Raw genomic sequence first — 23,602 nt, forward strand, 5'->3', positions numbered from 1 at the left:
GGGGAGGAACTCAGATGTGGTAGATGTCGACCACGTGGTGGATGTAGTCGTTCTTGAGCACGACCTTCTTCTTCGTGATCAGTGGCTGCGCACCGGAGAAATCGATCGTGTAGAAGGAGTTTCCGAAGTACGTGTCGACCGTGTTGTACCGGAAGTAGAGCGTGAACCAGTTGAACCGGACATCCACGACGTCGCCGCGACGATCGGTGACCTCGACGTTCGAGATGTTGTGACCGGTGCGGGGTTCCGGAAGGCTCGTGGCGCTCGACCTGTCGGTCTTGATGCGGAACACCCGGTCCTCGATGCCGCCGCGGTTGGCGTAGTAGATCAGCGAGATCTCGGTCATCGGGTCGGTGGTCAGCTCGCCGTCATCGGCCCACGCCGGCATCCAGAACTCGGAGTCGGGGTGATAGCACTCGATCCACTTCTCGAACTCGCGGTCATCGAGGTAGCGGGCCTCACGGTAGAGGAACTGCTCGATATCGTGCTGGGTGACGGTGTTTTCGGCTACTGCAGTCATGTCTCTCGTCTCCCTCAGCGGTTGTTCGCGGCAGCGGCAGCGTCGGCGTCGAGTGCCTTGGTGAGCGCCTGCACCCAGTAACCGTGCTGGATCGGGTAGAGGCCCTCGTCCTCGGTCTTCACACCGCTGGAGATGGGGTTGATGCCGATCTTCTTCGCGTCCTCGTCCGGGCCCTGGAGCTGGTGGGTGACACCGCGACTGAGGTCGTTGAACGGTGCGGCTCCGGCCTGATACGCCTTCTGGCAGGAGCGGAACTCCTCGAGATCGTCCGGGGTGGCCATGCCGGTGGCGTTGAAGAAGTCCTCGTACTGCCGGATGCGGGCGGCGCGTGCCGTGCGGCTCTCACCCTTGGGGGCGATGCAGTAGATGGTGACCTCGGTCTTGTCGACGGAGATCGGACGGAAATGCCGGATCTGCGAACCGAACTGGTCCATCAGGTACACGTTCGGGTACAGGCACAGGTTGCGGGACACGCCGATCATCCAGTCGGCGCGGTCTTCGCCGTACTCGGCGACCAGTTCGTCGCGGCGCTCGTTCAGCGGACGGTTGGTGGGGTCGGCCCACTTCGTCCACAGCAGCAAATGGCCGTTGTCGAACGAGTAGTAGCCGCCCTGCTGCTTCGACCACTTGCCGGCATCCATCGCCTTCGTGGCATTGGTGGACTCACCCGACTCGCGCCTCGACGTGGTCGCGGCGTAGTTCCAGTGGGTCGCGGACACGTGGTACCCGTCCGCGCCGTTCTCGGTCTGCAGCTTCCAGTTGCCGTCGTACGTGTAGGTGGACGCACCGCGCAGCACCTCGAGGCCGTCGGGCGACTGGTCGACGATCATGTCGATGATCTTCGTGGTGTCACCGAGGTGTTCCTCGAGCGGCGGGACGTCGGCGTTGAGGCTGCCGAACAGGAATCCGCGGTAGTTCTCGAACCGCGCGACCTTGGTGAGGTCGTGGGAGCCGTCCTTGTTGAACTGTTCCGGGTAGCCGGCCTCACGCGGGTCCTTGACCTTGAGGAGCTTGCCGGAGTTGTTGAACGTCCAGCCGTGGAAGGGGCAGGTGAACGTGGTCCGGTTGTCCGTCTTGCGCCGGCAGAGCATGGCGCCGCGGTGGCTGCACGCGTTGACGAGGGCGTTGAGTTCGCCCTCCTTGTTGCGGGAGATGACGATCGGCTGGCGGCCCATGTACGTGGTGAAGTAGTCGCCGACGTTCGGAATCTGGCTCTCGTGGGCCAGGTAGATCCAGTTGCCCTCGAAGATGTGCTTCATCTCGAGTTCGAACAGGTCCTCGTCCGTGAAGACGCTGCGTCGCACCTGGTAGCGGCCGGTTTCTGCGTCTTCGATCAGTGCGTCGGCCAACTTGGTGCGTACGTCCTCGGACGGCGCTGTGTACAGGGTGTCAGTCATGGGATCCTCCAAGATCTCCGGGGGGCTTGCGCCCTGCGAGGGCGCCCGGGTCCGGCAATGGATTCCACTCTTGCAGCCTGTGCGCTGCATCACACTAGGCATTTACCGAGTGCTGACTAGGACGTGTTCGGCATGCGCACACCGGGGTCTCGGAGAACCCCGGTGTGCGTCGGTGCCGCGATCAGACGGCAGGCGTGAACTTCTCCCGGAAGATGCGCCGCGGAGCCATGCGCCGGCGTTTGAACGCTGTGAGGCCGGCGTCGACCATGGCCGGCGGTCCGCACAGATACCCGGAGTATCCGCGACAGGTGTCGAAGTCCTCCACGAACGCGTCCGTGACGTAGCCGGACCGCCCCGACCACGACTGGTCGCTCAGACACGGCACGTACCGGAAGCCCGGGTGCGCGCGCTCCCACTCCTGGAACAGGTCGACGTCGTACAGGTCGGACTCCTCGCGCACGCCGTGATACAGATGGATCGCGCGGTCCGGAGCCGACGTGAGTGCCTGGCGGGCCATGGCTTTCAACGGAGCCAATCCTGTCCCGCCGCCGAGCAGGACCATCGGCCCCTCGTCGTCCGGATCGAGGCGGAAGTCGCCGAGCGGGCCCAGCAGGTCGACGCGCTCGCCGACGGACATCGACCCGAAAACCCATCCGTCCGTGGCTACTCCGCCCGGCTGCCGGCGGATGTGGAATTCGAGCACCTTCGATTCACCGGGTGGATTGGCCATGGAGTACTGACGACCCTGGTCGGTGCCGGGTACCCGCAATTCGACGTGCTGGCCCGCCGAGAATTCGAGCGGGCTGTCGAGCGTGACGAGTACGCGCCGGGTGTCGCGGGCGACGTCGTCGATCGCGCTCACGGTGCCGACGAGGTCCCGAAGCGTGTGGACGGTGCGCGTCGGCGCCGTGTCCAGGCGCTCCACCACCGTGTCGCTGCACGGAGTGGCCTGGCAGGCCAGCGCGAACCCCTGCTCGCGCTCGGACGGGGAGAGCGTGTGCTCGGGCGACAGCCCGTGATCGACGGACCCCGACACGACCCGCAGTTTGCACGTTCCGCACGTGCCCTGATTGCAGGAGTTCGGCATCCACACGCCGCCCCGGAGAAACGCGTCCAGCAGTGATTGGTCCGGTCCGCACTCCATGGTGTCGGCGGCGACCGAAACGGTGAAGGTCACGGCTACACCTCCCACGTGGTCTGGAGTGCGGTGGGGCCGCGGAAGCCCCAGCCCCAGAACTCGACGTCCGCGCCGGTGTCGCGCTCGAGGTTGGGGATCGCCTCGAACAGTTCCTCCAGTCCGATCCGGCACACGTGATTGGCGAAATAGATTCCCGCGCACGCGTGGTTGCCCGAACCGAACGCGAGGTGGGGGAGCGGGGGACGGGTCATGTCGTACCGGGTGGGGGCGTCGTAGACGTCCGTGTCGTGGTTGGCCGAACCGTACGACAGCAGGACGACGGATCCCTCGGGGAGGAACACGTCGCCGAGCGTGACGTCCGTGGTGCTGATGCGTGCGGTGGCCGACCAGATCGGGGACGTCCAGCGCATCCCCTCGGAGATGGCCCGCGGAATCAGGGCAGGCTCGTCGACGACGGCTTCCAGTTGCTCGGGCCGGGTGAACAGGCCGACGAGCGTCGACGCCATGCCGTGGCCGGGTTCCTGCATCGCGCCCAGCAAATAGACGAAGAGGGTGGGGTAGATGTACTCCCGGTCGCGAACCCGGCCCTCGGGCATGCCGTCGTGCAACCAGTGCGAGATCGCGCTGTCGTCGGGGTTGACGATCCAGTTGTCGATCAGCGGATCGACGATTGCCCGGATCTCGGCTTTCGCCTCGTCACCCTGGACGAATCCCTCGGGGTTGGTGAACTCGCCGTTCGCGTCCACACCGGCGTTGGTGAAGGAGTTCGACAGCCGGTGGAACCAGTCGCGCAGCGTGTCCGAGCTGACGTCGTTCAGGCCGAGCAGGTCGCCGAGTGCGCGGACGCTGACGGGCTCGCAGTACTGGGACACCAGGTCGGCCTTGCCGTCGTTCTCGAACTGCTCCACGTAACGCCGGGCGATGGGGCGGACGAGTCCGTCGACCCAGCGGTCCACCTCCGACGGCTGCAGTGCGGGGTCGACCATCGAGCGGAGGTCGCGGTGGATCTCGCCGTTGACCCCGATCACGGCGGGGTGACCGAACGTACGGCCGCCGGCCTTGGTGATGATCCCCTCGAAGTCGGGGCTGTTGGCGATGGTGCGGCACAGGTCGGCGGTGGTCGCGACGAACGAACCGAGAACCGGGACGTACGCCAGCGGCGCCTCGGCGCGTAGCCGTTCGTACACCGGGTACGGGTTGCGCTCGAGTTCCGTCATCGTGATCTCGTCGATCCAAGACAGGGTGGCGGTCATGTCAATTCTCCTCTTCGGAAACAGCTTTCGCGGCCATGGCGGCATGGAGGAGAACGTATTGCGCAGATCGGCGGGTCGTCTAGCCATTCTGCGCGGGGTCTGGACGATGTGCGCGACCAGTTGTGATCGGGGTCTCAGTTATCCTCGACTCGGCGTCCCGGCGCAGCTTCAATAGGTCGGAACGACTCTTACCGAGGCAGGTGCATGACGATGGCATCGACGATCACCGAGACCCACGACTGGGATGCGGCGTCGAGAGCGGTGGCCGGTGCGTATTTTCCGCACACGCTGACCGACCTGTCGTCGGGCGGTGCGATGACGCTGTCGATGCGGACCGTCGACTTCGGTCCCGTCACGCTCGGCAGGCTGGACTGGGGCGCGGACGTGTCGATCGAATGCGACTACCCGGGCGCGTACGAGGTCAACATCCCGCTGTCCGGTTCACTGGAATCCTGTTCGCAGGGCGACACGGTGGTGTCGCGTCCGGGGCAGGCCACGGTCTTCCGGGCCGACGAGCCGACTCTGATCAGCCGGTGGAGCGGCGATTGCACGGTGCTCGGCGTCAAGTTCGACAGCGACTACCTCCAGCGGGAGGCCGACCGGATTCTCGGCGCCGACCTGCGGCTCGGGCTGCGCCTGCCGTCCCAGATCGATCTCACCGGTGCATCGGAGAGCAGCTGGTTTCGGCTGGTCCGTTCGCTGACCGCGCAGCTGCGGGAGCCGGCCGACCTCCTCGCCAACCCGGTGGTCGGCCCGCAGCTCGCCGGCGCGATCACGTCGGCCTTCGTCCTCGCCGTCACGCCCGACGAGGAGGTGCGCGGCGGCGCGCCCCGACCGCGGATCGTCAAGCGGGTCCTCGACGGGTTGAACGACGACCCGGCCCGGGCCTGGACGGCGGCCGACATGGCCGAACTCGCCGGCACCAGTGTGCGCCGGTTGCAGGAGGGGTTCCGTCAGTACGTCGGGCGCAGCCCGTCCGAGTGCCTCCTCGACATCCGGCTCAGCCGCGCGCACGCCGACCTGAGGGCGCTGGGCCCGGGTGGCACCGTCTCCGAAGTCGCGGCGAGGTGGGGCTTCACCCACGCGGGCAGGTTCTCCGCTGCGTACCGTCGCCGGTACGGCAAATCCCCGTCAGAGCTCGTTCGCTTCTGACGGGGATTTGCGCGTGTGTGCTACTTGTTGCCGAAGTACGAGACGTCGTCGTTGCCGATGAGGTCGGGGACCGTCCAGCCGTCGAGGTCGTACTCGGACAGGCACTGCTCGGCCAAGCCCTTCATGGAGGCGACGTCACCACGGTTCTCGGCGGCGAACAGCAGTTCGGCCTTGACGTTTTCGTGGTTGCCGGAGTAGTTGCGCTCGTAGAGTTCGTGGCGGCCACCGAACTCGCTGCCGATCGAATCCCACAGCGCCTTCATGATCTTCACTCGCTCGACCGCGGTCATGCCGTCGGAGCCGCGGACGTACTTGTCCAGGTACGGGCGGACGTCGGGGCTCTTGAAGTCGCGAGCGCTCGAGGGCAGGTAGATCAGGCCGGACGCGACGTCCTGTTCGATGATCTCCTTGATCCGCGGGTACCCCTGGATCATGAACATGCGGTACGTGAGGCCGTATTCGAGCTTGGGGATGACGGTGTCGCCGATCCACGGCTCAGGGTTGCGTGCCATCGATTCGGTCAACGACCAGAACAAGTTTCGCCAGCCGATCACTTCACCGACGCGGGTCTGCACACCGCGGAATCCGCCGGCGCCGGTGGCGTCGAGGGCCTTCATCAGCATGCCGGCGATGAAGTCGAGCTTGACGGCCAGGCGGGTGCAGCCCTGGAAGGTGAAGCGGGGCAGGAACCCGGACTGCGGGAAGAAGCCGTTGATCTTGTCGACGTCGCCGTACATGAAGACGTTCTCCCACGGCACCAGCACCTTGTCGAAGATGAAGATGGTGTCGTTCTCGTCCATGCGGCTCGACAGGGGGTAGTCGAACGGGGTGCCCATGACGGCCGCGTTCTGGGTGAACGAGGACCGGCAGATCAGTTTCACGCCCGGCGCGTCCATCGGGACGGTGCAGATGAGGGCGAATTCCTTCTTCTTGATCGGCAGCCCGTAGTGCGCGATGAAGTTGTAGTTGGTGATGGCCGAACCGGTGGCCACCACCTTGGCGCCCGACACGATGAGGCCCGCGTCGGTTTCCTTCTCCACCTTCATGAACACGTCGCCGACCTCGTCGGGCGGCAACTGTCGGTCGACGGGCGGGTTGATGATCGCATGGTTCCAGTACAGAACCTTCTCCTGCGATTCCTTGTACCAGCGTTCGGCATTCGCCTGGAACGGCGAGTAGAGCTCCTTGTTGGCGTGCAGGGTGCCGAGGAACGAGGCCTTGTAGTCGGGGCTGCGACCCATCCAGCCGTACGTCATGCGCGCCCAGGTGGCGATGGCGTCGCGTTCCTTCAGCAGGTCGTCCGAGGACTTCGGTGCCTTGAAGAACGGCATCGTCACGCCGCCGTTGCCGGTGTCGGTGGGACACGTGACCTTGTCGACGTGCTCGCCGGTGTGCATCGAGTCGTAGAGGCGGGCGGTCATCCGGATGGGGTTCCGGAACGCCGGATGGGTGGTGACATCCTCGACGCGCTCACCGTGGAGCCAGATCTCGCGGTCGTCTTTCAGCGACTCGATGTACTCGTCGCCGGTCATCGGGCGCGACGCGAAGTTCGCGGTGCGGTTGGCCTCGGCGTTCTCCGCGGGATTGACCTTCGTCGGGTCGAGCGTGGTCTCGGGTGCGCTTTCGGTGGTGGTCATGAGGGAAGTCCTTTCGGATTCGGCGGTCAGTGGGTGGGCTGGAGATGAAATGGGGTGAAGGAGGTGGTGGCGTCGAACCATCCGTTGTTCGGATCGTCCATCGATCCGTTCCACACGGCAGACGCCGACGGCGTGCCGAGATCGTGGAAAGTGCTCCGGTAGAACAACAGCGGATCCTTGCCGCTGGATTCGGCGGCCACGATCTCACCGAGGAAGATGATGTGGTCGCCGCCGTCGTACTCGGCCCACGGCTCGCAGGACAACGTGGCGGCGGCGCCGCCGATGATCGGGGCGGTCGGACCGTCGTTCCACACGGGTTCGGGGTTCTGCGGTCGTCCCGCGAAATGCAGTGCGGTGTCCACCTGGTCGGCGGCGAGGATGTTGACGGCGAACGGTGCCTTGCTCAAATAGCTGCAGGCCTTCGACTTTCGGGTCAGGGTGACCTGGCACAGCCTCGGTTCGATCGACACGGCGGTGAAGGCGGTGACCGTCGCTCCGTGCGGCAGGCCCTCGGAGTTGCTGCACGTGATGACAGTGACTCCGCTGGCAAACTGACCGAAAATGTTCCGGAGTTCGCGCTGCTCCATTTTCGGAGCCTCCCTTCCTGTCCGGGGCGCTGTTGAGGTACGGACGAACGTACGACCGCGCGAAGGGTGCGTCGATCCGCTGAGCGCGGTGGTGATCCGCTTTGCGCAGTGACTTGGATCACGGCGGAAATTGCAATCGAAGGTGTCCGTGGTCACACTGGTGCCATGCAGTCCACGCCCAGGGTTGTCCGCCCCGAAGATTGGGACGAGGCGTCGCATGTGGTGTCGGACGTGTACTTCCCACATCGGCTGACCCCGCTGAGCAGGTCGAACGCGCGCAATACCGTCGCGGAGGCGGTCGAGCTGGGCCCGGTGAAGATCACCCACATCGGCTGGGGTGCGGACGTGTCGATCCAGTCGGACCACCCCGGCGCGTACGCGATCAACGTGCCGCTGTCGGGGCATCTGGAATCGGTGACCGGTAAGAACGAGGTGTCCTCCGTTCCCGGTTCGGGCACGATCTGCCCACCCGACACCACCACGCTCATCACCGACTGGAGCAAGGACTGCTCGATCATCGGCGTTCGTGTCGACCGCGACTACCTGCATCGCGAGATGGCGCGGATTCTGGCGCGGCCGGGACTGCGGCTGCCGGCACAGTTGGACCTGACCAGCGCGAACGGTGCGAGTTGGCTGACCCTGGTGCGGTCGCTGCTCGACCAGATGCTGCGATCGGACGGCGTCTACGCGAATCCCCTCGTTGCCGAGCAGCTGTCGGGGGCGGTCACCACCGCGCTCGTCCTGGCGGCGATCCCGGACGACGACACCGCCGTTGGCGGTACCCGCCCGCGCATCGTCAAGCGCGTCATCGACGAGATCCACGCCGACCCCGCGCGAGCGTGGACGGCGGCCGAGATGGCCGAGATCGCGGGTGTCGGGGTCCGCCGCCTGCAGGAGGGTTTCCAGGAGTACGTGGGGGTGAGCCCCCGCGACTACCTGCTGGGCGTGCGTCTCGAACGCGTCCACGACGACCTGCTGCGCGCGGACGGGTCGTCGACGGTCGCCGAGGTCGCGATGCGCTGGGGTTTCACCCACACCGGCCGGTTCGCGGCGGCGTACCGGCGAAAGTACGGCGTGGCCCCGTCGGAGGCGCTCCGGGGCTGACGGTTCGTCGTCAGGTCACATAGGAGAAGATCGTCGCCATCCCCGCGGCAAGGTGATAGTCGTTGTGGCAATGCATGATCCACTGGCCGGGGTTGGTGGTGTCGATGTCGGTGGCGACGGACTGACCAGGCAGCACGATGACGGTGTCCTTCCGCGGTCCGGAGCCGTCGGGTCGGGCCACGGCGAAGGTGTGACCGTGCAGGTGCATGGGATGCCACATCGTCGTCGTGTTGGTGTAGACCAGCCGTACCCGCTGATCGGAGTGGACGGCCAGCGGCGTGTGGTCGGGATAGGCCTGCCCGTTCACCGTCCACGAGTATTTCTTCATGTCGCCGCCGAGCGACGCCTCCAGGGTGACATCCGGGTCCACGACGGGGAGCCGGTCGGCGCCGGTGGCGCGCAGGTCGGCCACGGTGAGCGGGGGAGCGGTCAGCTCGCGGGGCGCCGCGGCGGGGTCGGGGGCCGCGCCGCCTCCTGTGCGCACCACGGCGAATCCCTGCGCGCCCTTCCCCTCGGCCACCGCGACCAGCGGAAACACCCCGTCCTGGAGCGTGACGACGGCGTCGTACCGCTCGCCCATGCCGATCAGCACCGAGCCTGTGTCGACCGGTTCGACGGGGAAACCGTCCGTGTCCGTGACGGTCAGCCGGTGGCCACCCAGCGCGACCCGGAACGCGGTGTCGTCGCCGGCGTTGATCAGCCGGATCCGGGCGCGCTGACCGGGGCGGGCGGTGAACACGGTGGGATCGTTCGGTGGTTTGCCGTTGACGAGATACACCGGATACCGCACGTCCCCCGCGTCGCCGCCGAGAGCGGCCGACGTCATGTCGGGGCCGGGCATCGACGCCATTCCGCCGCCGCGCAGCTGGTCGAACACCTCGGCCGGGGTGCGCTCGGTCAGCCAATCGGACAACACGACGACGAACTCGGTGTCGTACGCGGACGGCGCACCGGGGTCGTCGACGATCAGCGCGCCGTAGAGGCCGCGACCGCGCTGGAGGTCGCCGTGGGTGTGGTACCAGTACGTGCCCGGATCGGGCGGGATGAAGTCGTACACGAACTCTGTGCCCGCCGGTATCGGAGACTGCGTGACATCCGGGACCCCGTCCATGTCGTTGCGGATGGCGAGCCCGTGCCAGTGCACGGTGGTCGACTCCGGGAGCTGGTTGCGAAACCGAACCTGGACCCTGTCTCCGACGTCGGCCCGCAGGATCGGGCCCGGCAGTTGCGTGTTGTACAGCCACGCGGCAGTGCGCGTACCTGCGATGTCGACGTCGGATTGCGTCGCCGAGAGTTCGTACGCAACCGGTCTGCCGCCGGGAAATCGGCGTTCCTCGGACTCGGCGTACGCGCGTACCTCCGGGGAGTCGGGCCCGATCGTGGATCCGGCGTCGTCGGTACCGGAGCAGCCCGCGGTGAGCCCGAGCAGTGCGGCTCCCGCTCCCCACTGCAGCACGCGCCGCCGGGACACCTGCACGTCGAGCGGACGGTTCCCAGGCATCCCCGCTCCTTCCGCGGGTAGACCGTTTCCCGTGACGCTACTCGGGCGGGTTACGCCAGTGCGCCGATTCGCGCCCGGTCGCGGAGGGCGATGAGTTCGCGGGCATGAGCTTCGAGTTTGCGATCCTCGTCGGACTGCGGAACCCATTGCCGCGCGCGAGTGGCGACGCCGTCGTCGTCGATGGCGGCGACGACCGTCAGGCAGTGGGTGGTGAGGTTCATTTCCCGAGTGCGTGGGTCGCCGGACCGCACGTGCACCGAGATGTGCATGGTCTGCGCGCCGGTGTGCAGGAGGCGGGCGTCGACCTCGACGATGTGCCCGATCTGGATCGGGCGGTAGAACCGGACCCCGCCGGCGTAGACCGACACGCAGGGTGTGCCGTTCCACGACGTGCCGCACAGGTAGGCGGCCTCGTCGATCCAGCGCATCACGGTTCCGCCGTGCGTCTTGCCGCCCCAGTTGACGTCGGTGGGCGCGGCAAGGAAGCGGGTGAGCGATTCCGGGGCAGTGCCCGCGTCGGTGTAGCTCTGCTTGCTCATCGCCTCTTCGATGTCGGCGCGCAGACCGATGCGCATGACCGCCTCGTCGGATTCGGCGCGGTCGGCGGCGGTGACGGGCTTCCACGGCGGCACACTGGTCGGCTTCCCGGAGTCGTCGACGGCCACGAAGATGATGAGGCAGTTGCTGGCCTCGGTGAACTGCCCGGTTCGCGGGTCTGCCGACGACACGGTGCACTGGATGTGCATGCTGGAGCGCCCGGTGTGGACGAGCCGCGCTTCGACCTCCACGAGGTGTCCCGACTCGATGGACCGGGTGAACTTGATGTTTCCCACGTATGCGGTGACGCAGTAGCTCCCGCTCCAGCCGACCGCGCAGGCGTACGCGGCCTTGTCGATCCATTCGAGGATCCGGCCACCCTGGACGGCCCCTCCGAGCGTCGCGACCTCGGTGGGTGCGGCGAGGAAGCGGAGGGTGATGCTGCGGGGAGGCGTGGTCATCGATGTGATCCTCGGGTGTTCGACGTGGCCGGCACGAGGGCGCGAACCGGGGACGGCGAAACGTCGTTGTCCGCCGGTGGCCGGGAAATTATCCCACAGATGCACCGCACGGACCCGTCCGCGATGTGAACGGACCGCAGGTTGACGAACTGTGTGACTGCGCGCACACTCGACCACGACCGCACAGCGTTCTCTATGTACGCACAGCGTACGAGAGTGATCGGATCAGGTGATGACCCCAGCCTCGACGACGACCGCACCCCAGGCGGAGCACGCCTGCCTCGACTACGTGGACCGCGAGTTCTACCTCCCCGCGCAGCGGGTGCTGCCGTGGAACGCGAACCTTGCAGCGCTCCCCGGCGAACCCGGGACACCACTGCACCTGACGGGAGTGGTCCGGTCCCGCAGCGGCGGACCGCTGTCGGGGGCGGAGATCGAGGTTTGGCACGCGGACGCCGACGGATGCTATTCCGGGTACTCCGTGGAGATCCTGCGCAACAACCTGCGCGGCATCGTCGTCACGTGCGCAGGCGGTCGTTTCGACATCGCGACCGTGCAGCCCGCGCCGTGTGAATTCTCCAGCGCCCGAAGCGATGCCGACGTGGGCCACCTCAACGTGATCGTCCATGCGCGTGGCTTCCGGCCGCTCGAGACGCGGTTGGTGCCGACGCCGGGCGCGTCGCGAGAAGTGGTCGCCTCCGCCGTCGAGTCGCTCGTCGACCTCAGTGCAGGCGGGGAGGTCTCCTGCGACTTCGTGCTCGACCCGATCTGACCGACGTGACGCCGTCAGCCGGCGTAGCCCATGTCGGCGCCGAGGGCTGCCGCGGCGGCGAGCACGCAGGGAACGGCCTGCTCCCGGAACTGCGCGGGGGTGTTGCGCGCGGACGACGTGGAACAGGCGACGACGCCGACGACGGCGCCCGTCGCGTCGCGGACGGGCGCGGCCAGCGAGATCAAACCCTTCTCGAGCTCCTCCGACGTCAGCGCGTATCCCTGCTCGCGCACCTTCACCAGTTCCCGGTCCAGCTCCTCTGGAGTGCCGATCGTCTCCGGCCCCAGCTTCTGGAAGGTCGACTCGGCGACAACCCGCTCGACGACGTCGGCGGGAGCCCAGGCGAGCAGGGCGCGGCCCATCGATGTGGCGTACGCCGGGACACGGGTGCCGACCGAGACGTTGATGCTCATGATCCGCCGGACGGGGACGCGCGCGGCGTAGACCACGTCGGCGCCGTCGAGCACGCCGAGAGAGGCGGACTCCTGGGTCTTCTCGGCCACCTCGAGCAGTCGGGGCATCGCGGCCTCGATCAACGCGTGCGACTCGGAGTAGTGCTGTCCGATGCTGAGCACGCGAGGGGTGAGCGACCACCGCCCTCCCGAGCCGGCGACGTAACCCAGCTTCTGCAGGGTGAGCAGGATCCGGCGGACCGCGGGTCGCGACAGGTCCGCCTCGGTGGCGAGTTCGGCGAGCGTGGGGTTGGGGCGCTGGGCGTCGAAGGCGAGGAGCACCGCGAAGCCGCGCTCGATGCTCTGGATGTAGTCGCGATCGTTCTCGGGCATGGCGGCCTCCACCAGGGATTCTCGTGCGGGTCCGGACTCGGGGTTGACATTTCAATGTGACTGCGCGCACAGTAGTGGTGTACGCACAGCGTGATGTTAGTACGCAGAGCGTACACAACGCAAGGCCCTCCGGCGCGTGAACACCCACCGCGTCGCCCAGAACTCGATAACAGCCCCGTCCGAATCCCTCCAGCCCAAGGAGAAAAGATGACCACCACCGAGAGCCCCACCGCAGCCGGTTCCGGCACCGCCGCCACCGACAAGTTCAAGGCCGAACGCGTCAGCGCCGACACCTCGCCCGAGCGGCTCGCAGCGATCGCCAAGGACGCCCTCGGCGCGCTCAACGACGTGATCCTGAAGCACGGCGTCACCTACCCCGAGTACCGCGTGTTCAAGCAGTGGCTCATCGATGTCGGCGAGGGCGGCGAATGGCCGCTGTTCCTCGACGTGTTCATCGAGCACTCCGTCGAAGAGGTGCTCGCCCGCAGCCGCAAGGGCACCAAGGGCAGCATCGAGGGCCCGTACTACATCGAGAACTCGCCCGAACTGCCGTCCACGTGCACCCTGCCGATGCGCCCCGAGGACGAGAAGATCACCCCGCTCGTCTTCGCCGGTCAGGTCACCGACCTCGACGGCAACGGCCTCGCGGGCGCGAAGGTCGAACTGTGGCACGCCGACAACGACGGCTACTACTCGCAGTTCGCACCGCACCTGCCCGAGTGGAATCTGCGCGGCACGATCATCGCCGACGACGAGGGCCGCTACGAGATCACCACGATCCAGCCGGCGCCCTACAAGATCCCGACCGACGGCCCCACCGGCCAGTTCATCGAGGCGCAGGACGGCCACCCGTGGCGTCCCGCGCACCTGCACCTCATCGTGTCGGCGCCCGGCAAGGAGTCGGTCACCACGCAGCTGTACTTCAAGGGCGGCGAGTGGATCGACAGCGACGTCGCGTCGGCGACCAAGCCGGAACTGATCCTCGACCCGAAGACCGGCGACGACGGCAAGAACCACGTCACCTACAACTTCGTGCTCGACCCCGCGTGACCCGTTCCACCCGCAGAGAAAGTGATCCGATGACCGACCTGTCGATCGTCTCCGTCGAAACGACGATCCTCGATGTGCCGCTGGTGCGTCCCCACAAGTTCGCCACCACGTCGATGACCGCGCAGCCGCTGCTCCTGGTTGCCGTCAGGACCGAGGGCGGCGTGACCGGCTACGGCGAGGGTGTCGTCCCCGGCGGCCCCTGGTGGGGCGGCGAGTCGGTGGAGACGATGCAGGCGATCGTCGAGAAGTACCTCGCCCCGGTGCTGCTGGGGCGGGGTGTCGACGAGATCACCGGCATCATGTCGGACATCGAAAGGGTGGTCGCCAACGCACGTTTCGCGAAGGCCGCCGTCGACGTCGCGTTGCACGACGCCTGGGCGCGCAGTCTGGGTGTGCCCGTGCACACGCTGCTCGGCGGCGCCTTCCGGCGCGGCGTGGACGTGACCTGGGCGCTCGGCGCGGCACCCGCCGAGGAGATCATCGAGGAGGCGCTCGGACTCGTCGAGTCGAAGCGGCACTTCAGTTTCAAGCTGAAGATGGGTGCGCTCGACCCCGCAGTCGATACTGCGCGGGTGGTCCGGATCGCGCAGGCTCTGCAGGGCAAGGCCGGCGTCCGCATCGACGTCAACGCCCGCTGGGACAGGCTCACCGCGCTGAAGTACGTGCCCCGCCTCGTCGAAGGCGGCGTCGAACTGATCGAGCAGCCCACGCCCGGTGAGCAACTCGAGGTCCTCGCCGAGCTCAACCGGCTCGTCCCCGTCCCCGTGATGGCCGACGAGAGCGTCCAGACTCCGCACGACGCCCTCGAGGTCGCCCGCCGCGGCGCCGCCGACGTCATCGCGCTCAAGACCACCAAATGTGGTGGTCTCGCCAAGAGTCGCGAAGTGGTCGCGATCGCCAAGGCCGCCGGAATCGCTTGCCACGGAGCCACGTCCATCGAAGGCCCGATCGGTACCGCGGCGTCCATCCACTTCGCCTGCGCCGAACCCGGCATCAACTTCGGCACGGAACTGTTCGGGCCGTTGCTGTTCAGCGAGGAGTTGCTGCAGGAACCGATCCGCTACGCCGACGGCCAGGTGTCCCTGCCCGAAGGCCCCGGACTCGGAGTCGAGCTCAACATGGACGCAGTCAAGACCTGGACCAGGAACTAAGGAGAACACCACCCGATGGCACTCTTTCACGTCCGGATGGACGTCGCCATTCCCCGCGACCTCGACCCGAAGGTCCGGGACGAGACCATCGCCAAGGAGAAGGCCTACTCGCAGGAACTCCAGCGCTCCGGCAAGTGGCCGGAGATCTGGCGGATCGTCGGGCAGTACAGCAACATCAGCATCTTCGACGTCGAGTCGGCCGACGAGCTGCACGAGATCCTGTGGAACCTTCCCCTGTTCCCGTACATGAAAATCGAGATCATGCCCCTCACCAGGCACGGTTCCGACGTCAAGTAGGCCCCCCGGGCTCGTGTGTGGTTAGCGAGTCTCTGGACTCGTCAACCACGCACAGGCGGCGGAGCCGCCTATTTCTGCTGCGCCAGCAACTGGTCCACCGCGCGCACGCTGAGGACGTGGTCGAGTGCCATCGTGGCGCTTCCGACCACGCCCGACAGCTCCCCGTGTGTCCAGGGGAGGATCTGAAGCTGTTGGGTGGCAACGGCGATCGCGTTGCCGTAGAGGGTTTCGCGTAGCCCGGCGACGAACGTGTCGTACGCCTGCGCCATGTCGCCGCCGACGATCACGACCTCCGGGTTGAGGAGGTTGATCGCGCCCGACAGCACCTCGCCGATCTGCCGTCCACTTTCGCGGATCATCCGCCGGGCCTCGGCGTCGCCGGCGAGGGCGAGGGTGATCACGTCGCGGATGTGAGTGACCTCGCGTCCCTGCTCCTGCAGATTGCGGACCAGCGCCCACCCGCCGGCCACGGCCTCGATACAACCCACATCACCGCAGCGGCACACGACTCCTTGTGCCGCTGCGGTTTTCGTGTGCCCGATCTCGCCTGCCGCGCCGAGGGCGCCGCGCTGGAGCACGCCCCCGGACACGAGTCCGGCGCCGAGTCCGGTCGACGCCTTGATGAGCAGCATGTCGGCGAAGTCGCGGCGTTCCCCGCGCCGCTCCGCCAGGACCATCACGTTGGCGTCGTTGTCGACGAAGACGGGTGCGTCGGTGACGTCGGCGAGGAACGGTTGGAGGGGGACGCCGTCCCAGCCCGACATCATGGGGGAGTTCAGGCTGCACCCGCGTTCGGTGTCGACGGTTCCGGGGAGGCTGATGCCGATCCCGACCGTTCGTCCGGCGGTCTCGCCGAGGCTCTCGCGGAGAGCGATGAGGCGTTGCGCGATGACGGGCATCAGCTCGGCCGGGCTGGTGCCGATCTCCTGCTCCACGTCCTCGGCGACGATGACGTCTCCGGCGAGGTCGCAGATGGCGAGCTGGGTGCGGCTCCGGCCGATGGCGGCCGACAGCACGACACCTGCCTGCACGTGAAACGAGAGCTTGACCGGTGGTCGGCCGCCGGTCGAGACGCCTTCCTCGCGTTCGACGACGAGTCCGGACGACTGCAGTGACGACACCCGGGCCGCGACAGCCGTGCGCGACAGCCCGGTGAGGTTGCCGATCTCGGTGCGCGTCGTGGCTTGCCCTGCGCGAATGAGGGCGAAGACGTCGCCACCCGTCGCCGGGGAGGTCGTCGAGCGAGGCGTCCGCATGCAGGCCATTCAACCAACCGGACACGCGTCTGACAACGTAAGGCCGTGATCTTTGTTCGCCGAAATACTTAAGTCTGTATTGATCGAAAGCCAAAGGTCGCCTATCGTCGTCTGTGACGGCCCACACATCCGGCTTTCAGAGGGAGATGACATGTCACCAGCGACCACCGTGGATCCGTGCGATTTCGTCGTGTTCGGCGGCACCGGCGACCTGGCGGTTCGTAAGCTGCTTCCCGCGCTCTACCTGCGCGACAGGGACGGCCAGCTGCCCGCCGAAACCCGCGTGATCGGTGCCTCGCGAGCCGGTCTCGACACCGACGGCTACCGCGACAAAGTGCGCGGCGAACTCGCACGGTTCGTCTCCGGCGATCAGCTGGATTCGGACACCTGTGAGCGATTTCTCAATCGCCTCGAATACGTCACCGTCGACGTCGCGGATCCCGCGAACTGGGCGGGCCTGAAGGACTGTCTCGCCGACCGGGAAGGCGCGATCCGTGTGTTCTACCTGGCGTGTGCTCCCGGCCTGTTCGGACCGATCTGCGAGAACCTCGACCTGAACGGTCTCGCCGACGAGCAGTCCCGCGTGGTGCTGGAGAAGCCGATCGGGCACGACCTCGCCTCGGCCCGCGCCGTCAACGACGCGGTCGGCGCCGTGTTCGAGGAATCGCAGATCTTCCGCATCGACCACTACCTCGGCAAGGAGAGCGTCCAGAACCTTCTGGTCACGCGATTCGCCAACACCTTCCTCGAGCCGCTGTGGAACTCCTCGTCGATCGACCACGTGCAGATCAACGTGGCCGAGTCGCTCGGGGTCGGCAGTCGCGGCGGCTACTACGAATCGGCGGGTGCGCTGCGCGACATGCTGCAGAACCACCTCCTGCAGATGCTCTGCCTCGTCGCGATGGAGCCGCCCACCTACGTCGACCGCGAGACCGTGCGAGACGAGAAGCTCAAGGTGCTCCAGGCCCTCAAGCCGATGAGCCCGCAGGACGTCGAACGCTGCACCGTCGCAGGCCAGTACGGCCCCGGCCTGGCCGACGGGATTGCGGTACCGGGATACCAAGACGACGTCGAGAACCCCGAGAGCACCACCGAGACGTTCATCGCCGTCAAGGCCGAGATCCAGAACTGGCGTTGGGCCGGCGTGCCGTTCTACCTGCGCACGGGCAAGCGTATGGACCGGCGCTGCTCGGAGATCGTGGTGCAGTTCAAGCCTGTCCCGCACCCCATGTTCCCCGGCAGTGAGGGCCACAGCGAACCCAACCGCCTGGTCATCCAGCTGCAGCCCCACGAGGGCATGCGGCTGCACATGACGGCGAAGGAACCCGGCCCCGGCGGCATCCGGCTCAAGCCGGTGTCGTTGGACCTCAACTACATCGAAACCTTCAAGCGTCCCTCGCCCGACGCCTACGAGCGGCTGCTGATGGACGTGGTCCGAGGCAACCCGACCCTGTTCATGCGCCGCGACGAGGTCGAGGCCGCCTGGGAGTGGGTCGAGCAGATCCTCGTCGGCTGGGAGAAGTCCGAGCGCGGCCCGCGCCGCTACCCGGCGGGCACCAACGGACCTACCGACGCGACCACCCTGATCGAGCGCGACGGCCGCGCCTGGCACGAAGGAGTCACCGCATGACCGACGCACCCACACCGACGGCCGACGTGCACCCCGTCCTCGCCGCCGTCACCGAACGCATCATCGAGCGCAGCAAACCCGAGCGGACGGTCTACCTCGACCGCATCCGGAAAGCCGCCGATCGCGGTCCTGCGCGCGGCAAGCTGGCCTGCGCGAACCTCGCACACGGCTTCGCCGCCTCCGGCCCGGCCGACAAGAAGGCGCTGCGCAGCTTCGTCAAGCCCAACATCGCGATCGTCTCGTCGTACAACGACATGCTGTCGGCGCACCAGCCGTTCGAGCACTTTCCTCGGCAGCTGAAGGCCGCGGTCATGGAGGCCGGGGGCATCGCCCAGTTCGCCGGCGGCGTCCCCGCGATGTGCGACGGCATCACCCAGGGACGCGACGGCATGCAGCTGTCGCTGTTCAGCCGCGACGTCATCGCGATGGCGACGGCGATCGGACTGTCCCACGACATGTTCGACGGCGCGCTCATGCTCGGTGTCTGCGACAAGATCGTGCCTGGAATGCTCATCGGAGCACTGGGTTTCGGTCACCTGCCGACCATCTTCGTTCCCGCGGGACCGATGACGTCCGGTCTGCCCAACAACGAGAAGTCGCGTGTGCGGCAGTTGTACGCGGAGGGCAGGGCCGACCGCGAGGAACTCCTCGACGCGGAGGCGGCGAGTTACCACGGCGTGGGAACGTGCACGTTCTTCGGAACCGCCAACTCCAACCAGCTCCTCATGGAGGTCATGGGCCTGCACCTGCCCGGATCGAGCTTCGTGAACCCGGGCACCCCGCTGCGTGAGGCGCTCACCTCGGAGGCGGGAAAGCGCGTCACCGGTCTCACCGCACTCGGCGACGAGTACACCCCGGTCGGCGAGGTCGTCGACGAGAAGGCAGTGGTCAACGGCTGCGTCGCTTTGCTCGCCACCGGCGGGTCGACCAACCACACGATGCACCTCGTGGCGATCGCCCGCGCCGCCGGAATCACCCTCACCTGGGACGACCTCGCCGAGCTGTCGGCCGTCATCCCGCTGCTCGCCCGGATCTACCCCAACGGGTCGGCGGATGTGAACCACTTCCACGCGGCGGGTGGACTCGGCTACGTCGTGTCGTCGATGCTCGATGCCGGACTGCTGCACGAGGACGTCAAGACCGTCGTCGGCCCCGGCCTCCGCCGGTACACCGAGGAGCCCAAGCTGTCCGGCGACGGCGTCGAATGGCAGCCCGGGACGCCGATCAGCCACGACACCAGCGTCCTTCGCGGCCCCGAGGAGCCGTTCGCAGTGAACGGCGGCCTGAAGATGCTGAAGGGCAACCTCGGTGAATGCGTCATCAAGGTCTCCGCGGTCAAGTCGGACCACCAGATCGTCACCGCCCCGGCGCGGGTGTTCGACGACCAACTCGACTTCCTCGCCGCATTCGAGGCGGGCGAACTCGACCGCGACTTCGTGGCCGTGCTGCGGTACCAGGGCCCCCGTGCCAACGGCATGCCCGAACTGCACAAGCTCACACCGGTTCTCGGGTCCCTGCAGGACAAGGGCAGGCACGTCGCGCTCGTGACCGACGGCCGCATGTCGGGCGCGTCCGGCAAGGTGCCCGCGGCGATCCACCTCACCCCGGAAGCCGCGGTAGGCGGACCCCTGGCGCGGGTGGTCGACGGCGATGTGGTGACCGTCGACGCCGTCGCCGGAACGGTGAACGTCCACGTCGACGACGCCGAGTTCGCAGCCCGGCCGGCGACCGGCCGCGCGCTGAGCGCCGACGAATGGGTCGGCACGGGACGTGAACTCTTCGCCGGCCTGCGCGCCGCTGTCGGACCGGCGACCCAGGGCGCCAGCGTTTTCCACCCCCAACCCGTCTAAGGAGATATTCAGTGACGAACAGCCCCTCCCTCCTCGACCGCGTCCCGGTCATCCCCGTCGTCGTCGTGGACGATCTCGGCGACGCAGTGCCGGTGGCCCGCGCGCTGGTGGCCGGTGGCGTCCCGATGATCGAACTGACGTTGCGCACGCCGTGCGCTCTCGACGCCATCAAGGCGATCGCGAGCGAGGTGCCGGAAATCTGCGTCGGTGCGGGCACGATCGTGGAACCGGTCCAGGCCGCCCAGGCGGCCGAAGCGGGAGCGCAGTTCCTGGTCTCACCGGGCAGCACCGAAACCCTCCTCGAGGCGATGACGGACACCGGACTGCCGCACCTCCCGGGTGCGGCGACCGTCTCCGAGGTGCTCTTCCTGCTCGAACACGGCTACCGCGAACTCAAGTTCTTCCCGGCCGAGGCGTCGGGCGGCGCGAAGTTCCTCGGATCGATCCACTCGCCCGTCCCGGCCGCGCGGTTCTGCCCCACCGGCGGGATCTCGACGTCGAACGTCGGGGACTACCTGTCGCTGCCCAACGTCGGCTGCGTCGGCGGATCCTGGCTGACGCCCGCCGACGCGGTGAAGCAGAAGGACTGGGACCGGATCAGCGGCCTCGCACGTGAGGCGGCCGCACTCGCCCGGTAGCGCGAGAAGAGGCGCGGTACGGTGACGTGGTGCGCGACAGTGACAACGGTGATCCCCAGCGGCCGGGTTCCCAGTCGTCGCTGAAGTCCGCCAACCAGCACCGTGTGGTCCGCGCACTGCAGACGTCGGGTGAGCTCACCCAGGCGGAGATCGCGCGACGCACCGGGCTGGCGCCCGCCACCGTCTCCAACATGGTCAAGGAATTGACCGCGGCCGGGATGGTCGCCGTGCCGGGCGGCGACCACCCGGGCCAGCGGGGCCGCGCGGTGAAGTTGACCCGCAAGATGGGGCTCGCCGTGGGAATCGACTTCGGGCACCGTCATCTCACCGTGGCCGTCGCCGACATGGCTCACCAGGTGCTCGCCGAGGAACGCGTCGAACTCGGGCCGGGTCACCGCGCCGAGGACGGCGTGGTGCAGGCGGGCACCCTTCTGGACGCCGCCCTCGATCGACTCGGCTGCGATCGCACGTCCGTCCTGGCGGTCGGGATGGGCCTCCCCGCGCCGCTCGAGACCGACACCGGCGAGGTCGGCGGCCCGTCGATCCTCCCGGGATGGGTGGGGGTCGACGCCGCCGCCATCGCGTCCGAGTATCTCGGCACCGCGGTGCACGTCGACAACGATGCGAACCTCGGTGTGCTCGCCGAACACATGTGGGGCGCGGGCCGGGGAACCACCGACCTCGCCTACATCAAACTATCCGACGGCGTGGGCGCCGGTCTGGTCCTCGACGGCCGGCTCTATCGCGGAAGGGGCGGCACCGCAGGCGAAATCGGGCACCTGACGCTCGACGAGTTCGGTCAGGTGTGCCGCTGCGGCAACCGCGGCTGCCTCGAGACGCTCGTCGCGTCGCACGTCGTGATCAGACTGCTCGAGCCCAGCCGTGGCCCCGACCTCACCATCGCCGACATCGTCGCCATGGCCGAGAACGGAGACGCCGCCTGCATCCGAGTGCTCGCCGACACCGGCCGGCACGTCGGGATCGCCGCGGCGAGCCTGTGCAACCTCGTCAATCCCGAACGCCTCGTCATCGGAGGTGAACTCGCGCTGGCCGGCGAACTGCTGTTGGCGCCGATGCGCGAGGTGGTCGGCCGCTACGCCGTGCCCAGCGCCGTCCGTTCCCTCGACATCCGGGTCGCCGAACTCGGCCCCCGTGCGCAGGTCCTCGGCGCCGTCGCGCTGGGCCTGCGGTCCGCGCTTCCGGCCTGACTGTTCGCCGCCGAATTTGCTCCTCTCGCGGGCGGAGTTCTGTCGCCCCGAGCGTTCATCTCCGAACATAAACCGGGCATATCCGTCTCTCTGTGTTCATGTCTTGACGATTCCCGTGTTCGTTGCCTACTGTGTTCCACACCACAACGAATGCGCTCTCGGCGCAGGCCTCGGCTCGATCCGAGTCTCGATCCCCCCTTGCTCACGAGGAGTCCCATGTCTGAAAACGTCCTGCTGCCCGGCGCGGAGTCGCCCGGCGACACCGCACAGGGCACTTCGGTTCCCGTCCGTATCGCGGCCGTCGCAGCACTCGGCGGATTGCTGTTCGGCTACGACAGTGCGGTGATCAACGGCGCCGTGTCGGCGATCGAGGGCAAGTTCCAGGTCGAGTCCGCTCTCCTCGGATTCGCGATCGCCTCGGCGCTGCTCGGCGCCGCTGCCGGAGCCATGCTGGCCGGGCGGATCGCCGACCGGTACGGACGCCTCGTCACCATGCGGGCCGCGGCCCTGATGTTCCTGCTGAGCGCCATCGGCACCGGGTTCGCGGCCAACGTCGAGATTCTGGTGACATTCCGGATCGTCGGTGGCATCGGCGTGGGTCTGGCCTCGGTCATCGCACCCGCCTACATCGCCGAGATCTCGCCGGCCCGGGTGCGCGGCCGCCTCGGGTCGCTGCAGCAACTCGCGATCGTCACGGGCATCTTCGTCTCACTGCTGGTCGACTACGCCCTCGCCGCCGTCGCCGGTGGATCCCAGGAAGAACTCTGGTTCGGGCTCGAGGCCTGGCGATGGATGTTCCTCGCCATGTGCGTGCCCGCACTGGCGTACGGGCTGCTGTCGCTGACGATCCCCGAATCGCCCCGCTACCTGATCGCCCAGGGACGCCTCGGCGAGGCTCGCGGCATCCTCGCGGTGCTGCTCGGTGAGAAGGGCCTGGACCTCAAGATCGAGAGCATCCGCTCGTCGCTGGCCAGCGAGACGCAACCGTCCATCCGTGATCTGAAGGGCTCCGCGTTCGGGCTCATGCCGATCGTGTGGATCGGTATCGGCCTCTCCGTCTTCCAGCAGTTCGTCGGCATCAACGTGATCTTCTACTACTCCAGCGTCCTGTGGCAGGCCGTCGGATTCGATGAGGGCAGCTCCCTGCAGATCACCGTCATCACCTCGGTGGTCAACATCGCCACCACGCTCATCGCCATCGCCTACATCGACCGCGTGGGCCGGCGACCGCTGCTCATCATCGGCTCCGCCGGAATGGCCGTGACGCTCGCGACCATGGCGTTCATCTTCGGAACCGCATCGACCACCGTCGTGAACGGTGTCACGACGCCGCAGCTGACCGGACTGCAAGGGCCGATCGCTCTCGTCGCCGCCAACCTGTTCGTCGTGGCATTCGGAATGTCGTGGGGGCCCGTGGTGTGGGTCCTGCTCGGCGAGGCGTTCCCCAACCGCATCCGCGCCGCAGCCCTGTCCCTCGCCGCCGGCGCCCAGTGGGCCGCGAATTGGCTCATCACCGTGACGTTCCCGTCCATGAAGGACTTCTCGCTGGGAATCTCCTACGGCTTCTACGCCGTGTGCGCCGTGCTGTCCCTCGTATTCGTGCTGCGCTGGGTCAAGGAGACGAAGGGCGTGGAACTCGAAGCCATGCAGTCGGATTCGGTCGTGTAAGGCCTACCGC

General features: G+C 67.4%; 21 protein-coding genes. 11 read left to right on the forward strand and 10 right to left on the reverse strand.

The features are described 5' to 3' along the window. Positions 1-10 precede the first annotated feature (10 nt). The 4 genes from benB to RJ1_RS05020 all read right to left on the reverse strand — a co-directional run bounded on the left by benB (position 11) and on the right by RJ1_RS05020 (position 4,308). Positions 11-520, reverse strand: coding sequence for a benzoate 1,2-dioxygenase small subunit (gene benB, locus RJ1_RS05005; protein WP_073358863.1), 510 nt, complete (start codon positions 518-520; stop codon positions 11-13). Between the two features lie 14 nt (positions 521-534). Next, the gene (gene benA, locus RJ1_RS05010) at positions 535-1,917 is read right to left on the reverse strand and encodes a benzoate 1,2-dioxygenase large subunit (RefSeq protein WP_073358864.1); all 1,383 of its coding nucleotides are present in this window, start codon (positions 1,915-1,917) and stop codon (positions 535-537) included. Between the two features lie 181 nt (positions 1,918-2,098). Next, a complete protein-coding gene (locus tag RJ1_RS05015; protein ID WP_073358865.1) occupies positions 2,099-3,094 on the reverse strand; it encodes a 2Fe-2S iron-sulfur cluster-binding protein in 996 nt (331 codons plus the stop codon). 2 nt (positions 3,095-3,096) lie between these two features. After that, positions 3,097-4,308, reverse strand: a complete 1,212-nt coding sequence (locus tag RJ1_RS05020) for a cytochrome P450 (protein ID WP_073358866.1) — start codon at positions 4,306-4,308, stop codon at positions 3,097-3,099. A 204-nt stretch (positions 4,309-4,512) separates the two neighbouring features. Between RJ1_RS05020 and RJ1_RS05025 the strand changes: the two genes are divergently transcribed. Further along, positions 4,513-5,460 (forward strand): AraC family transcriptional regulator, encoded by a 948-nt coding sequence (locus RJ1_RS05025; RefSeq protein ID WP_073358867.1) that lies wholly within the window; start codon positions 4,513-4,515, stop codon positions 5,458-5,460. Between the two features lie 20 nt (positions 5,461-5,480). Here the strand turns inward: RJ1_RS05025 and RJ1_RS05030 are convergent, their stop codons facing one another. Both RJ1_RS05030 and RJ1_RS05035 read right to left on the reverse strand, forming a co-directional pair. Next, on the reverse strand, positions 5,481-7,097 hold the full coding sequence (locus RJ1_RS05030; RefSeq protein WP_073358868.1) for a 4-hydroxyphenylacetate 3-hydroxylase family protein: 1,617 nt from the start codon (positions 7,095-7,097) through the stop codon (positions 5,481-5,483). A gap of 26 nt (positions 7,098-7,123) precedes the next feature. Then, a complete protein-coding gene (locus tag RJ1_RS05035; protein WP_073358869.1) occupies positions 7,124-7,684 on the reverse strand; it encodes a flavin reductase family protein in 561 nt (186 codons plus the stop codon). A gap of 165 nt (positions 7,685-7,849) precedes the next feature. Between RJ1_RS05035 and RJ1_RS05040 the strand changes: the two genes are divergently transcribed. Continuing rightward, on the forward strand, positions 7,850-8,788 hold the full coding sequence (locus RJ1_RS05040) for an AraC family transcriptional regulator (protein ID WP_073358870.1): 939 nt from the start codon (positions 7,850-7,852) through the stop codon (positions 8,786-8,788). A 10-nt stretch (positions 8,789-8,798) separates the two neighbouring features. Here RJ1_RS05040 and RJ1_RS05045 read toward each other — a convergent pair whose 3' ends face one another. Continuing rightward, entirely contained in the window at positions 8,799-10,289 is a 1,491-nt protein-coding gene (locus RJ1_RS05045; protein WP_073358871.1) for a multicopper oxidase family protein, read from the reverse strand. Between the two features lie 50 nt (positions 10,290-10,339). Further along, positions 10,340-11,287 carry an acyl-CoA thioesterase gene (locus RJ1_RS05050; RefSeq protein ID WP_073358872.1) on the reverse strand — a complete coding sequence of 316 codons (948 nt, stop codon included), beginning with the start codon at positions 11,285-11,287 and terminating at the stop codon, positions 10,340-10,342. A gap of 232 nt (positions 11,288-11,519) precedes the next feature. On the opposite strand from RJ1_RS05050, the gene RJ1_RS05055 reads away from it, so the two are divergent. After that, positions 11,520-12,059, forward strand: coding sequence for a dioxygenase family protein (locus tag RJ1_RS05055; RefSeq protein WP_073358873.1), 540 nt, complete (start codon positions 11,520-11,522; stop codon positions 12,057-12,059). Positions 12,060-12,073: 14 nt separating this feature from the next. Here RJ1_RS05055 and RJ1_RS05060 read toward each other — a convergent pair whose 3' ends face one another. Next, positions 12,074-12,844, reverse strand: coding sequence for an IclR family transcriptional regulator domain-containing protein (locus tag RJ1_RS05060; protein WP_073358909.1), 771 nt, complete (start codon positions 12,842-12,844; stop codon positions 12,074-12,076). A gap of 207 nt (positions 12,845-13,051) precedes the next feature. Between RJ1_RS05060 and catA the strand changes: the two genes are divergently transcribed. From catA to catC, 3 genes are read left to right on the forward strand one after another with little or no spacing between them, the layout of a single operon-like run. Next, complete coding sequence (catA, locus tag RJ1_RS05065) at positions 13,052-13,894, forward strand: catechol 1,2-dioxygenase (protein ID WP_073358874.1); 843 nt, start codon at positions 13,052-13,054, stop codon at positions 13,892-13,894. Between the two features lie 29 nt (positions 13,895-13,923). Next, on the forward strand, positions 13,924-15,045 hold the full coding sequence (locus RJ1_RS05070) for a muconate/chloromuconate family cycloisomerase (protein WP_073358910.1): 1,122 nt from the start codon (positions 13,924-13,926) through the stop codon (positions 15,043-15,045). A gap of 15 nt (positions 15,046-15,060) precedes the next feature. Further along, on the forward strand, positions 15,061-15,342 hold the full coding sequence (gene catC, locus RJ1_RS05075; protein WP_072947638.1) for a muconolactone Delta-isomerase: 282 nt from the start codon (positions 15,061-15,063) through the stop codon (positions 15,340-15,342). Between the two features lie 68 nt (positions 15,343-15,410). On the opposite strand, the gene RJ1_RS05080 is transcribed toward catC, so the two are convergent. Next, the gene (locus RJ1_RS05080; protein ID WP_073358875.1) at positions 15,411-16,598 is read right to left on the reverse strand and encodes an ROK family protein; all 1,188 of its coding nucleotides are present in this window, start codon (positions 16,596-16,598) and stop codon (positions 15,411-15,413) included. 151 nt (positions 16,599-16,749) lie between these two features. Between RJ1_RS05080 and zwf the strand changes: the two genes are divergently transcribed. The 5 genes from zwf to RJ1_RS05105 all read left to right on the forward strand — a co-directional run bounded on the left by zwf (position 16,750) and on the right by RJ1_RS05105 (position 23,592). After that, a complete protein-coding gene (gene zwf / locus RJ1_RS05085; protein WP_073358876.1) occupies positions 16,750-18,228 on the forward strand; it encodes a glucose-6-phosphate dehydrogenase in 1,479 nt (492 codons plus the stop codon). Beyond that, entirely contained in the window at positions 18,225-20,078 is a 1,854-nt protein-coding gene (gene edd, locus RJ1_RS05090) for a phosphogluconate dehydratase (protein ID WP_073358877.1), read from the forward strand. Before zwf ends, edd begins: the two co-directional genes overlap by 4 nt. A gap of 11 nt (positions 20,079-20,089) precedes the next feature. Further along, positions 20,090-20,716 (forward strand): bifunctional 4-hydroxy-2-oxoglutarate aldolase/2-dehydro-3-deoxy-phosphogluconate aldolase, encoded by a 627-nt coding sequence (gene eda, locus RJ1_RS05095; RefSeq protein ID WP_073358878.1) that lies wholly within the window; start codon positions 20,090-20,092, stop codon positions 20,714-20,716. A 29-nt stretch (positions 20,717-20,745) separates the two neighbouring features. Then, positions 20,746-21,924, forward strand: a complete 1,179-nt coding sequence (locus RJ1_RS05100) for an ROK family transcriptional regulator (RefSeq protein ID WP_073358911.1) — start codon at positions 20,746-20,748, stop codon at positions 21,922-21,924. 216 nt (positions 21,925-22,140) lie between these two features. Beyond that, entirely contained in the window at positions 22,141-23,592 is a 1,452-nt protein-coding gene (locus RJ1_RS05105; RefSeq protein ID WP_073358879.1) for a sugar porter family MFS transporter, read from the forward strand. Positions 23,593-23,602 lie beyond the last annotated feature (10 nt).

The organism is Rhodococcus jostii NBRC 16295, from assembly GCF_001894825.1.
GTDB classification, from domain to species: Bacteria; Actinomycetota; Actinomycetes; order Mycobacteriales; family Mycobacteriaceae; genus Rhodococcus_F; species Rhodococcus_F jostii.